Below are 12914 nucleotides of genomic sequence, written 5' to 3'. Positions count from 1 at the left end.
TTAGATTCAGTAGAGCTATATTGTTAATCGGTTCTAAAGTTCTATCCCGTAATTCCGATTGACTAAGGGGGCCTTTAGGTACTAACTCACAGTTGAGGAGGAAAAAAACTACACTGATGGAAGTTTCGTTTTATTTTCTTGTTCAAATGATATAATAGAATATAGGAAAATTTTTCATAATGGAGGTTTTAAAATGGCGGAACAAGAAAAACCGAAATCGTTACCAAAGCGCAGTGAAATCGAAGTTGAAAATACTTGGCGGTTAGAAGATATCTTTCAAACAGATCAAGACTGGGAACAGGAATTTAAAGAAATAAAATCATTAATTCCATCTATTGAAGAGTTTAAAGGGAAATTAGCAGAATCAGCAGAAACGTTATATAAAGCTTTGGAGACGCAATATGGACTGTCTGAAAGATTAGGAAAGCTTTATACGTATGCACATATGCGCTACGATCAAGATACAACTAATTCTTTTTATCAAGGTTTAAACGATCGTGCCGAAAACTTGTTAACTCAAGCAAGTAGTGCTTTTTCATTTATAGACCCTGAAATTTTATCTATAGAAGAGGATAAAATTAAAGCATATATTAATGAACACGATGGTTTAAAGCTTTATCAGCATATTTTAGATGAGTTAAATCGGGGTCGTCCACATGTCCTTTCTGTAAAAGAAGAAGCAATACTTGCTCAAGCAGCAGAGGTCACAGGTAATGCAAGTACTACTTTTGGAATGCTAAATAATGCCGACCTAAAATTCCCTAGTATTAAAGATGAAAATGGTGAAGAAACAGAAATCACACATGGCCGCTATATCCGTTTTCTAGAAAGTAGTGATCGCCGTGTTCGTGAAGAAGCTTTTAAAGCCGTCTATGATACATACGGTAAATTTAAAAATACATTCTCAAGTACACTAAGTGGGAATATTAAAAAAGATAATTTCTATGCAAGAGTGCGAAATTATAAAACAGCCCGTGAAGCGGCATTAGATGGGAATAATATTCCTGAAAGTGTATACGATACTTTAGTTGAAACTGTAAATGATCATTTGCACTTATTACATCGCTACATAGTTCTTCGGAAAAAGGTACTAGGATTAGATGATCTTCATATGTATGACTTATATACACCACTTGTTAAAGATGTAAAAATGGAAATCCCTTATGAAGAGGCTAAAGAGTTGGTCAAAAATGGCCTTGCTCCAATGGGTGAGGAGTACCAAAATATTCTACAAGAAGCATATGATAATCGCTGGGTGGATGTTTATGAAAATCAAGGGAAAAGAAGTGGAGCTTATTCATCAGGGACGTTTGGAACAAATCCATATATATTAATGAATTGGCAGGATAATGTAAATAATCTATTTACATTAGCACATGAACTTGGTCATTCGGTTCACAGCTATTACACTCGAAAGACACAGCCGTATCCATATGCTAATTATTCAATATTTGTGGCGGAAGTGGCTTCAACGTGTAACGAAGCATTATTAAATGATTACATGCTAAAAACTGAAGATGATAAACAAAAGAAAATGTATATTTTAAATCATTACCTAGAGGGGTTCCGTGGTACTGTTTTCCGTCAAACAATGTTCGCTGAGTTTGAACATTTGATACATGAAAAAGCTCGTGAAGGTGAGGCATTAACAGCAGATTTATTAACCTCTCTATATTATGATTTGAATAAAAAATATTTTGGGAATGAGATAACAATAGATGAAGAGATAGGTTTAGAGTGGTCAAGAATACCACATTTTTACTATAATTATTATGTATATCAATATGCGACAGGTTTTAGTGCAGCCGCAGCTCTTGCAAAACAAATTTTAGAAGAAGGCCAACCAGCTGTTGATCGTTATGTTGAATTTTTGAAGGCAGGCAATTCTGATTATCCAATCGAAGTATTAAAACGTGCTGGAGTTGATATGACTTCAAGCGAACCAATTAAGCAAGCGTTACAAGTATTTGATCAAAAACTTACAGAGATGGAACAATTGCTAAATAGTTAAGACCTAACGAAAACTCCCTCTATTTTCCGTAGCGGGAGTTTTCGTTAGATGCATTTATTTTTAGTGATTAATTTTAATGTTTTTCCCATTAAAACGATTGCGATTATTCCACATGTGAACAGTAAATAGGATGGATAAGAATAAGGGAATTGCAGTGAAATAAACAGGAAATACACGCATTAAACCGAATAGGTAAAATATAAAAGATAATATGACGAAAACTATCCCAATTAATAGAGAATACTTATACATTTAATCCCCCCTCCTATTTAACTATATGTACGTGCTTATCAAGTAATGATGAACAAAGTGTGTCGAATAACATCTAAATATTTGACAGTTTTGTGAAACAGGTCACATATTAATTGTTAATCGATTTAAAACTTGATAACATAATGTTGTAGAGTTAATCACTAACAAACATAACCCCTTTGTTTGACCGTGAAACTTTCTCCCCCCCTGTCGATGAGACATAAAAAGAAGGTTAGGTACTTACCTAGCCTTCTTTTTATGTGTGCTATAAGTTCTAGCATCCAAATGCTATGCAAAAGGCTGATTGATCACAATTAATTTAGATGTGTCCATTAACCTTATCCATGATATCGCCAAAATGTTCCATATTTGACTGGTACCCGTTCGACTTTTTGTGTTAGCAATAATTTTTTCATCTCTTTTTCAACTTCTGGACAACTTAGGTTATACACTACTGATATTTCTTTGGTTGCTACAAATTTAAAATAAGACAAAAACTCTTCTAATGGTGGAACTAAACGTGGTTTAGGCTTTCTCTGTAAAATCTCTGCTAACACCTCAACATAAATTTCATAAGGATAACAACCAGAAAGCTTAATTCCTTCTTCCTCAATTTTTTCATTATTAAAAAATACGAGTGTAGGATTTTCCGTTACTCCCATCTCATTTGTAATTTTCAAATCACATTGGAACGCTTTTATAGCTGTTTCTGAGTTGAGGTCCTTATCAAATTCTTGAATATCAAGGCCTGCACACTCTGCTATCTCGATTAAAATTTCTTTTTTTGATATATTTTGCTTTTCAAGAAAGAGAACTTCTTGTAGCTTTCTTAAAAATCGTAATCCCGCTCTTTTTCCTTGTAACTCTGCAGCTTTAATTGCTATTGAAGCTAAGTAAGGAGAATATATAGGGTCCTCATACCAAATATCACCATCGCACGACATACCAAATTTACTGGCTGTTCGTTCCCAAGCTTTTGCAATTTGAGTAGGGGTATTTGTTAAATTCAGGGCAGTTAATTTTCCTGTTAATACATGACGGATACAAAACTTGTCACCATATTCAATCTGGAATTTTTTTAGTATAGGCTCAAGTGCCCAACATTCAGGACATAAAGGATCTATAAAAACATATATTTCAATGGGTTTTGTGACCAAATTTTTCCAACCGATTTTCCCCGTTTCGTTGCAGGTATTAGAACCATCTAGAAACATGCGTATCTCCTTTCTAATCAGGAAATTATATTTCTATTTTAGCAAGCTGCTAAACTAGGGGCAAACATTGTGCATTAATAGTAATATATTCCCAAATTTATATACATTATTATTATTGTAATAATAATAATCTCTATATAATTCTTAAACAAAAAACATACCTTTATGTTGTAACGGGTTTACTTGTGAGGTGCAAAACGGTAAATCGCAGACCGAATCAAATAGCTAATCACATAAACTTCACAGTAAAAAGGATTAGAGATGCAATATCTCTAATCCCTTTTTACTTTTCATTTTCCCCCGAAACCATCCGTAAGTTGTCCAATTTCATTAGATGCTAAAGCGAGTTTGATATAAGCGGAGAAATTTCGCTTAATTAGGAAATGGCACTGAAAATAGCTTAAATAGACGGAAAGATTCCGCCTATTTACTCGAAAAACGTAAAAATGGGTACCTTTGCTTTGCTTAATCGGAAAATCTCCGCTTATATACCCCAAACCAAGCTCTATCCTGCTGTTTAACCGAAAAATCTCCGCTTATTATTAATAACTCTGGTTACTCAATTATAATCTACATACTAAATCTCAAAATCAAGCACCCTCCAATATTTATTTCATACCCTGTGATTTACTATGTGAATTAGGAGACGATAAGTTATTAAAATTCGCCAAAATGTTTATAAATCAATAAAAAACGCACTGTGAATTATAAAGTGAATTCAAGTGCGTTTTCCTATGTGTTTTACAATGTTTGCACCTCTGAAGTAAACCTGTTACTTTATGTTGGTATGTTTTTTTGGTTTTGGTATTATGTCAGAAAACTATTTCTTTAAGTAGAAGTTACGAAAAAAAGCTTTCCGTTACTTTTTTTACATATGCTTGAGTTTCTTTAAAGGGTGGTATCCCGTTGTATTTATCGACATTACCAGGCCCAGCATTATAAGCAGCAAGAGCAAGCTTTAGATCACCATTGTATTTATCTAACATTTGTTTTAAATACTTTGTTCCAGCTTCAATGTTTTCTTGAGGATCGTCGATATTCTTAACCCCTAAATATTTCGCGGTTGCAGGCATAAGCTGCATTAAGCCAGTTGCACCAGCATGACTTTTTGCATTTGGATCATAGTTAGATTCATGCTGAATAACTGAGCGAATAAGTTTTGGATCTACATTAAACTTTAGGGCAGCATTTTCAATAAACTCGTTAAAGGGATTCGCTAAATTTGATGTTTCTGTTTGGTTACTAGTACTAGTAACTTTGAAATTATGTGGCTGTAGTGCCTGTAGCTCTCTTAAAACTACGTTTGTTGTCGTCGGGGTTTCTGCTTTACCACTTTGCAGCTTGGCAATTTCTAATTCAAGCAAACTCGAAAATGGATCTTTATCAGTTAAATCAAAGGAGGTTGCACCCGAGTTGTTAAAATTACGTAACGCTTGTATTTCCATTAAAGTTTTTAAATGTGTGGCATTTATCTTCATTTTAACACCTCTATGATTTTAAATGCTTTTTGTTGAGGGTAATATACTATTGATTTTCTTTTTCCATAAAAAAACGAACAATCTTATTTCTTGTATCCCTTAAGGGGATATTATATTTTTGAAGAAGATTAATAAATTCTTTTTTCCCAATATCATAATCTTTGACCTCAAACTCAAGCTCAAAGTCTTCCTTATTAAAATAAAAACTATGATCAAGTACGAGTAAATGATCACCGAGCTTTATTTCTGCACGCTGCGTTCTTAAAGAGCCCAAGTAAACAATATCATTCGGCTCAATGCCCATTGTTGAAATTAAAGTATTAATTTCTCCTTTAATTGTACTTAAAGAACTACCGTTAAATAATGCCAGGGCTTGTTGTTCAGATATAAGTTGATGGGATTCTAACAATCCTTTTTCAAGAGGCTGTTTTAAGGTAAGTGTATAAACACCTTGTTTTTTCCGAATTCGTAGTGCCGCATTTTTGGCTTTTAAGAGAAAATCCATTGTATCTAGATAATGATTTTCCTGAGCAATAAAGTCTTCTGATTGAAGTTTAAAATATTGTTTAATTCGTTCAAATTCTTCACCGGTGAGCATGTTCTTAAATTCAATTTCGATTTCCTGATTCATAAAAAAACTCCTTTTAGTAAAAGGATTTACAGTATTTTTTCAGTTGTAAGTTTCACTTTATTATGCAGTAAAATAATTTTAAAATCAATTGGTTTAATAGGGAAACGCTTAATATGTTAAACTAAGATACAGCAGCAGGAAAATAGTTTCTTTAGCAGAAATAAAAATAGGGTAAACTTAGATTCGGTGGTGAAACTTGAGCATGCTAGATTGGGATATTTTTTTAGCACCTTATGCACAGGCAGTTGAGGAGCTGAAAATTAAATTTAAAGGGATGAGGAAACAATTTGAAATACAATCTGTCCATTCACCGATTGAATTTGTGACAGGAAGAGTGAAACCAATACCAAGTATTTTAGAGAAAGCAAAACGTAAAGGGATCCCGCTAGAAGAAATTGAAAACAGTCTATATGACATTGCAGGTATTCGCATGATGTGTCAATTTGTTGATGATATCCATCATGTTATCCAAATATTAAAGGGTCGTAAGGATTTTGAGATTATAGAAGAACGTGATTACATAAATAATATGAAGGATAGTGGATATCGATCTTATCATGTAGTTATTAATTATCCAGTTGAAACAATTGGTGGACAAAAAAAGATTTTCATCGAAATTCAAATACGTACGCTTGCCATGAACTTTTGGGCGACTATAGAGCACTCATTAAACTATAAATACAAAGGAGACATTCCGAAAGATATACAGCAAAGACTCCAAAGTGCGTCAGAAGCAGCTTCAAGGCTTGATAAAGAAATGTCATTAATTCGTGGAGAAATTCAAGAGGCGCAACGAATCTTTATGCACAAGCAGGACAGCTAAGAAAGACATATGAAATCTGTGAAATTCTACATATACTATATTAGAATGGGAAGTCGGTACTTATGAAATTTGCGATTTCATCTCGAGGAGATCAGACCTCCAATGCATTGAAAATGAAAATAAAAAATTACCTTATTGATTTTGATTTAGTATTAGATGAAAAAGAGCCAGACATTGTAATATCAATTGGTGGAGATGGGACGCTTTTGTATGCATTTCATCAATATATACACAGACTTGATAAGACCGCATTTGTTGGGGTCCATACAGGACATCTAGGATTTTATGCAGACTGGGTTCCGAGTGAGGTTGAAAAATTAGTCATAGAAATTGCAAAAACGCCTTTTTCTGTTGTTGAGTACCCTATTTTGGAAACGATTGTTCGTCATATAGATGGTGGTAAAGAGGTTGTTTACTTAGCTTTAAATGAGGCAACAGTTAAAGCAACAGAAGGATCTTCGCTAGTGATTGGGGTAGATATTAAAGGACAGAGATTTGAAACATTTCGCGGTGACGGACTATGTATATCTACACCATCTGGGAGCACGGCGTATAATAAAGCGCTTGGAGGTGCCATCCTCCATCCTACACTCGAAGCTATTCAGGTGGCAGAAATGGCGTCAATTAATAATCGAGTATTCAGAACAATTGGTTCACCGTTAATTTTACCACGGCACCACACCCTGTTATTAAAGCCAGAAAAGGAAACTGATTTGGTTGTGACAATTGACCATAACACGGTTGTGCATAGAGATGTCAAATCTATTCAATGTAGAGTGGCCGACGAAAAGGTGCGATTTGCAAGATTTCGACCGTTTCCTTTTTGGCGGAGAGTACGTGATTCATTTGTTTCCGACCACAAATAGAGACTTAATGAGACTTTTGTAAAAATTTAAAAATTGGAAATGAGCGAGAGCATAAATGATTACGAGAGATTTTGAAGGTAAAGATTTAGAGGTGTGTGCGGAATTATTCATTGAAGTTTTTAATAATGAGCCTTGGAACGACAGATGGACGTTTCCATTAGCAATGAATTATTTTAATGATATTATCAATACCCCAGGCTTTAATGGTTTTATACTTGAAGATACTGACGGTGTAAAGGGGTTTGTTTTTGGTACTAGAAAGAAATGGTGGAGCGGAGATGTTTACTATTTGTATGAAATGTGTGTGCAGCCTACAAATCATCGAACAGGGTTAGGCTCCAGATTAATGGATGATGTAAAAAAAATTCTAACAAGGTATCAATATTCCTCGGTTATCTTATCAACAGAACGGACATATATTGCTGCAAGATTTTATGAGAAACAGGGTTTTATTGAAAGTGAAAACACAAGATTTTATTATTATGGACTGTAGAGTGAAGGGGTTAAACTATGACTGCTTTCAAATTGCAGTGGAAAATAGACCAGACAAATGATGGACAGCTTGTTAGGGAATATTTATTAAAAGTGAAGGGGATTTCCAAAAGGGCGTTGACAGATATTAAATTTATGGGTGGCGATATATTACTCAACGGCCAGCACACTACTGTTCGCTCAATATTAAAAGATGGAGATGTATTAACCGTGCTTTTCCCCCCTGAAGAAAGAAGTATTGGGATTGTAGCGGAAAACCTTCCATTAAATATTGTTTACGAAGACGAATACATACTTGTAATCGATAAACCGCCCGCTATGGCTACTATTCCATCTAGAGAACACCGAAATGGTACGCTTTCGAATGCACTATTATATTATTATGAAAATAATAACATTGATTCAACGATTCACATTGTAAATCGTTTGGATCGGGATACATCTGGTTTATTAATTGTTGCTAAACACCGATATATTCATCACTTAATGTCACTTGAACAAAAGAAAGGTACAATAAATAGGCAATACGAAGCAATAGTTCATGGAATTGTAAAACCAGATACCGGGGATATAGTTGCACCTATTGGCAGAAAGGAAACAAGCATAATTGAACGTGAAGTTCGACAAGATGGCCAAGTTGCAATTACTCATTTTCATGTTATTCAACGTTATAGTGAATGTACATGGTTGTCTTTAAAGTTGGAAACAGGGCGAACACATCAAATTAGAGTTCATATGGCACATATCGGACATCCATTATTAGGAGACAGCTTATATAGGGGCGCCAAAGATTTAATCGAACGTCAGGCTTTACATAGTAAAAGAATTAGCTTTAAACACCCAATTTCAAAAGAGGAACTTGAATTTATATCGACTTTACCTGAGGATATGCAGCTAGTGGTTAACAGATAGGATGTGAGGGATTTTGATGATGGATCAAGCTAATTTTAGAAAAAAACTAGCGGGTGAAAAAGCTGCGGAGTTTGTTAAAGATGGGATGTTGTTAGGATTAGGATCAGGTTCAACTGTTTATTGGACTTTGAAAAAGTTAGGAGAATTAATTGAGAATGGAATGAAAATTAAAGGAATTCCATCCTCCCGACGTACAGAAAGATGGGCAAAAGAATTCGGAATTCCGTTAATTGAATTTTCAAATGTCGAAAGGCAACTAGACCTAGCAATTGATGGTGCTGATGAAGTTGATGAAGATTTTAATTTAATTAAAGGTGGAGGCGGCTCACTTTACAGGGAAAAAGTTGTTGATGCGTTTAGTAAGCAACTGATAATTATTGTAGATGAATCAAAGTTAGTTCAAACATTAGGGAAATTCCCTCTTCCCGTAGAAGTTAGTCCGTTTGGCTGGGAAGTTACAGCACAAAGAATTTCGAAGCTCGGATGTCATCCAATTTTAAGAAAAAAAGATGATGATATTTTTATTACAGATAATGGTAATTACATTTTAGATTGTGATTTCAATATAATTGTAAATCCGCAACAATTACACAAACAATTAAAGTTACTAACTGGGGTTGTTGAAACGGGTCTTTTTATAAATTTGGTAGACGTAGTGGTTGTCGGTGAAGAAAACGGTTTGAGGTTGGTAAATAGGAAAGAGCCAAAATAATTAATGATTAATTTTAATATAAAATGTAGGGTCCTAGTGATATGCTGGGACTTTTTTGTTGCAGGAATTTATAAAGTGGCAATAATGTGGATTACTCAAGAATACTAGTGCATTCCAGCTTAACCTACAGCCCTTCGGGAAAAATAACAATTCCAGTGCTATGAGGGTAACCACCTCTTATACGTTGAAAGAACATTTTCCTGTTAGGTATAACCAGGTACTTACGTCATTTGTTCTTTGTTTACAAAAAAAGGTAAAAAAATACAAATTTTTAGTGTAATTAGGTAATTGCCTGTACCTTATTATACAATCCCGAATTAACTAGTAGTATAGGTTTATTTGTAAATTATATTGAGGGGAGTCGAATGGTTAGTAACTTATTGATGTAGGAGGTAAGGTATATATGAATACGAGGTATCTAGAAAAGTGTGTAAATAGAATAACAGTAACGAATATGATAAATGCAGATGTAGAAGTGGTTAATAAATCACCGTTAAAAATGATTGGAAAAGGGCGACAAGGAGCTGTTTTTCAATACTCTGATGACATTTGCGTAAAAGTTTTTGGTAATGTTGAAGACTGCGAACGAGAATATTATGCTTTATCATTAGGTCAGCATACAAATCTTCTTCCAAAAGTCTATGCAAAAGGATCCCTATACATTGCTATGGAAATTATCAAAGGGGTTGATATTCGCGAATATTTACAATCTCAGCCACTTACAAAAGAACTTTCAATAAAATTAATTGAGATGTTAATAACATTTAAGGAAATAGGTTATGAGCGAATTGACCATCACAAACGCCAAATATATCTTCAACGTGATGGTACACTTAAAGTTATTGACGTGGCAAGGACGGTATGGCGAGATCGAGTATATCCTTATCCTAGAAAATTGCTGAATTCATTAGGTGAAGAATATAAGCAATTATTTTTATCACATGTTCAAGAACTTGCACCGGAGCTGTATAGTGAGTGGCTACATTACATTAAAATGGAAGATTTGTCACGTCAAATTCTTCAGGAACATTTGACAGATTCTTCTGGAAAAGACAAAAAAATAAAAGAACAAACGAAAAAGCTTGAAACTACAAAAGATGAAAAAAATTATGTTGTTCTGTTAGAAGGATTAGTACACAAGGTTTTTAAAGAGGAATGGATTAAGGTAATGCTCGCTCAAGGAACTGATCCAGACGCAGTAATGGAAAGAATCGATCAACATTTTGGTGATTTTGAAAGCGATAATAACAATGAAAGCTGGGAGAACAATTACAGAGGTCTACTTGCGGAAAAGAAAAGAGAAAGAGAGAAGAAAAAGAATTGGGGAAGACCTAGTTCAAAGGAAAAACAAGCGAAGTGGGATAATAAAGACAAAAATATAAAAAAGGGAGAACGCTCTGAAAAGAGTAAGAAACATAAATAGTTATTAAATTTTTAGCCAAAAGAGAAATATAGGAATACAAGAGGAGAGTTTTATATGAAAGTACTTGTAATCTGGCGTTTGCTGACTGTAGGAGGGGTAAATGCTGGATGGCGGAATCGTGCGATCTATTTTAAAAAACATGGAATTGAAACAGAGTTTTTATATATGAAAGATCACGGTGGACTTCATATTATGGAAGATGTTGCAACTGTGTATTTAACAAAAGATAAGCATGAGATTGTTAAAATAATTAAAGAAAACAACTATGATGCAATTATTATTGTAGATACAGGAAAAGCATATAATTGGGTTAAAAAGGCCAACTACCACGGTCCTGTCATCATCGAGGCTCGTACCCCTGAACTAATCAAACTACAACCTCATCTAAAATCTTTCAACGGTATTCAACCAATATCTATAATCGTTCCTTCAGAGTATCAAAAAAGATTAGTTTCAATACTGACGGAAGACATATCCATTAACGTAATTTACAATGGGGTGGATACGTCCTTTTTTAGCGCGTTATCAACACAAGAGATAGATTTTGAGTCCGATCCTGTATTACCTAAAGGTAAAAAAGTTATTGCTTATATTGGTCGATTAGATAAACGCAAAAATTGGCCAATGTTACTAGAAATTGCCAAACAAATCAAAAAGGATCGTGATGATATTGAATTTTGGGTGATTGGTGGTGCGCACAGTGTACAACGTGAAGAATTTGCTGCTAAATGGCAGGAAGAACAACTGACTGATATTGTTAAGTGGTACCCGGTCATTCCTTATCAACAGATGCCACACATGTATTCAAAAGTACGCGAATCAGGAGGATGTACACTTTCAGTCACAAAATCTGAATCATTCGGCAATACCTTCATCGAATCAATGGTTTGTGGTGTTCCAGTGGTAGCGTCAAATATGATGCCAGTAACAGAATTAGTTGCTCAAGGAGAGACTGGAATGCTTTATCGTGGACAAAATGTAGACGATGCAGTCAAACAGTTATATAGTATTTTAGATAATCCAAATTTACACCAACAACTATCTAAGGCTGGAATTAATCGTGTTCATGAACATTTTGAGATTAAGGTAGTAGCTGAACAATATGTTAAATTACTGAAAAAACTAGTTCAAAAAGAGGAAGGTACAGAAGGCGAGATGAATGCATTATGATTAATCCTATTGCTTACCGTAAAAAACTTGAGGGGAAGTCTAATGCGCACTTAATCACATTTGATGATGGTAGAGATTATGTAGTAAAATTCTTTCAATCAGGATTTGAAAAGAGCTTACCAAATGAATGGGTCTCATATTGTCTGGCAAGATATCTAGGATTACCTGTCCCATTCGCCAAAATAGTAGAAATCCCACAAAGTTTCACTTATGAAACACCTGAACTTGCGAGTATGAGTACCACAACCCAATCTCAATTTGTTTCATTATTTGTACCAGACTGTTTGGATGGTCACCAAGTATCTACAATTTTAGATATTACTAATAAGGAATTATTAGCAGGTATAATTGTCTTTGATTATTGGCTATGCAATCGAGACCGAACGCGCAAGAACATTCTTCTCCAGGAGGAAAAGCAAGATTGCTATAAATTATGGATCATTGACCATGCAGAAACTTTTGGTTCCTATAACTGGACTCTTTCTGAATTGGATCATTTATCAACGGATTTAATGAAAAGCGCAACGCACGAATTAATGTCACGATTCGTTGAAGATGAGCAATACTTTGCAAAACAAATAGAGTTAATTAAGGCTATCCCTATTTTTCTAATTGAAGAAATTGTAACACTAATCCCTGACGATTGGATGATGTCAAAAGAAGAGAAAAAGGCATTGGTTAGCACTTTAGTTGGGCGCCGCAAAGAGATGTTATCCAATGTAATTAAAAAGTTTATTAAGAAAGTAAATTAACTTATAAGAATAATAAAAACTCCTATGTTACACGGTAACGGGTTCGGTTCATAAGGAGAAAATACAATTTCACACGGTAAATAGTATATAAATTAACGTAGGTTTTTGAAAGAAAACCGCATAACAAATAGCAAAACAAAAGGATCAGATTATAATCTGATCCTTTTTGATCTGAGAT

General features: G+C 34.4%; 12 protein-coding genes. 9 read left to right on the top strand and 3 right to left on the bottom strand.

Annotation, left to right across the window (positions count from 1 at the left end):
- Nucleotides 1-193: 193 nt before the first annotated feature.
- Nucleotides 194-2011, top strand: a complete 1818-nt coding sequence (gene pepF / locus C1724_RS13750) for an oligoendopeptidase F (RefSeq protein WP_102347327.1) — start codon at nt 194-196, stop codon at nt 2009-2011.
- Nucleotides 2012-2601: 590 nt separating this feature from the next.
- Here the strand turns inward: pepF and C1724_RS13740 are convergent.
- The 3 genes from C1724_RS13740 to C1724_RS13730 form a co-directional block, all read right to left on the bottom strand.
- Nucleotides 2602-3477 (bottom strand): ClpXP adapter SpxH family protein, encoded by an 876-nt coding sequence (locus tag C1724_RS13740; protein WP_102347325.1) that lies wholly within the window; start codon nt 3475-3477, stop codon nt 2602-2604.
- Between the two features lie 839 nt (nt 3478-4316).
- A complete protein-coding gene (locus C1724_RS13735; protein WP_180994274.1) occupies nt 4317-4955 on the bottom strand; it encodes a lytic transglycosylase domain-containing protein in 639 nt (212 codons plus the stop codon).
- Between the two features lie 46 nt (nt 4956-5001).
- Complete coding sequence (locus tag C1724_RS13730) at nt 5002-5586, bottom strand: CYTH domain-containing protein (protein ID WP_102347324.1); 585 nt, start codon at nt 5584-5586, stop codon at nt 5002-5004.
- 202 nt (nt 5587-5788) lie between these two features.
- On the opposite strand from C1724_RS13730, the gene C1724_RS13725 reads away from it, so the two are divergent.
- From C1724_RS13725 to C1724_RS13690, 8 genes are all read left to right on the top strand, one after another.
- Nucleotides 5789-6409: a GTP pyrophosphokinase gene (locus C1724_RS13725; protein ID WP_102347323.1), complete on the top strand. Its 621-nt coding sequence runs from the start codon at nt 5789-5791 to the stop codon at nt 6407-6409.
- 62 nt (nt 6410-6471) lie between these two features.
- Nucleotides 6472-7275, top strand: coding sequence for an NAD kinase (locus C1724_RS13720; RefSeq protein WP_102347322.1), 804 nt, complete (start codon nt 6472-6474; stop codon nt 7273-7275).
- A gap of 55 nt (nt 7276-7330) precedes the next feature.
- On the top strand, nt 7331-7768 hold the full coding sequence (locus C1724_RS13715; RefSeq protein ID WP_102347321.1) for a GNAT family N-acetyltransferase: 438 nt from the start codon (nt 7331-7333) through the stop codon (nt 7766-7768).
- Nucleotides 7769-7785: 17 nt separating this feature from the next.
- A complete protein-coding gene (locus tag C1724_RS13710; protein WP_102347320.1) occupies nt 7786-8679 on the top strand; it encodes an RluA family pseudouridine synthase in 894 nt (297 codons plus the stop codon).
- A gap of 19 nt (nt 8680-8698) precedes the next feature.
- A complete protein-coding gene (rpiA, locus tag C1724_RS13705; RefSeq protein ID WP_102347934.1) occupies nt 8699-9391 on the top strand; it encodes a ribose-5-phosphate isomerase RpiA in 693 nt (230 codons plus the stop codon).
- 403 nt (nt 9392-9794) lie between these two features.
- Complete coding sequence (locus C1724_RS13700; protein WP_258000396.1) at nt 9795-10814, top strand: hypothetical protein; 1020 nt, start codon at nt 9795-9797, stop codon at nt 10812-10814.
- Nucleotides 10815-10868: 54 nt separating this feature from the next.
- Entirely contained in the window at nt 10869-11984 is a 1116-nt protein-coding gene (locus C1724_RS13695) for a glycosyltransferase family 4 protein (protein ID WP_102347319.1), read from the top strand.
- Nucleotides 11981-12736, top strand: a complete 756-nt coding sequence (locus C1724_RS13690) for a HipA family kinase (RefSeq protein WP_102347318.1) — start codon at nt 11981-11983, stop codon at nt 12734-12736. The genes C1724_RS13695 and C1724_RS13690 overlap by 4 nt, the downstream gene beginning before the upstream one ends.
- Nucleotides 12737-12914: the final 178 nt, after the last annotated feature.

It is taken from the genome of Bacillus sp. Marseille-P3661 (assembly GCF_900240995.1).
In the GTDB taxonomy this organism is placed as follows: Bacteria; Bacillota; Bacilli; order Bacillales; family Bacillaceae_J; genus OESV01.
This window is presented reverse-complemented; position numbering and strand designations above follow the sequence as displayed.

What these genes read in the sequence shown, in the direction of transcription:
- C1724_RS13700 (WP_258000396.1), top strand. Translation starts at nt 9,795, where the DNA reads ATGAATACGAGGTATCTAGAAAAGTGTGTAAATAGAATAACAGTAACG.
- C1724_RS13715 (WP_102347321.1), top strand. Translation starts at nt 7,331, where the DNA reads ATGATTACGAGAGATTTTGAAGGTAAAGATTTAGAGGTGTGTGCGGAA.
- C1724_RS13710 (WP_102347320.1), top strand. Translation starts at nt 7,786, where the DNA reads ATGACTGCTTTCAAATTGCAGTGGAAAATAGACCAGACAAATGATGGA.
- C1724_RS13690 (WP_102347318.1), top strand. Translation starts at nt 11,981, where the DNA reads ATGATTAATCCTATTGCTTACCGTAAAAAACTTGAGGGGAAGTCTAAT.
- rpiA (WP_102347934.1), top strand. Translation starts at nt 8,699, where the DNA reads ATGGATCAAGCTAATTTTAGAAAAAAACTAGCGGGTGAAAAAGCTGCG.
- C1724_RS13735 (WP_180994274.1), bottom strand. Translation starts at nt 4,955, where the DNA reads ATGAAGATAAATGCCACACATTTAAAAACTTTAATGGAAATACAAGCG.
- C1724_RS13740 (WP_102347325.1), bottom strand. Translation starts at nt 3,477, where the DNA reads ATGTTTCTAGATGGTTCTAATACCTGCAACGAAACGGGGAAAATCGGT.
- C1724_RS13720 (WP_102347322.1), top strand. Translation starts at nt 6,472, where the DNA reads ATGAAATTTGCGATTTCATCTCGAGGAGATCAGACCTCCAATGCATTG.
- C1724_RS13725 (WP_102347323.1), top strand. Translation starts at nt 5,789, where the DNA reads ATGCTAGATTGGGATATTTTTTTAGCACCTTATGCACAGGCAGTTGAG.
- C1724_RS13730 (WP_102347324.1), bottom strand. Translation starts at nt 5,586, where the DNA reads ATGAATCAGGAAATCGAAATTGAATTTAAGAACATGCTCACCGGTGAA.
- pepF (WP_102347327.1), top strand. Translation starts at nt 194, where the DNA reads ATGGCGGAACAAGAAAAACCGAAATCGTTACCAAAGCGCAGTGAAATC.
- C1724_RS13695 (WP_102347319.1), top strand. Translation starts at nt 10,869, where the DNA reads ATGAAAGTACTTGTAATCTGGCGTTTGCTGACTGTAGGAGGGGTAAAT.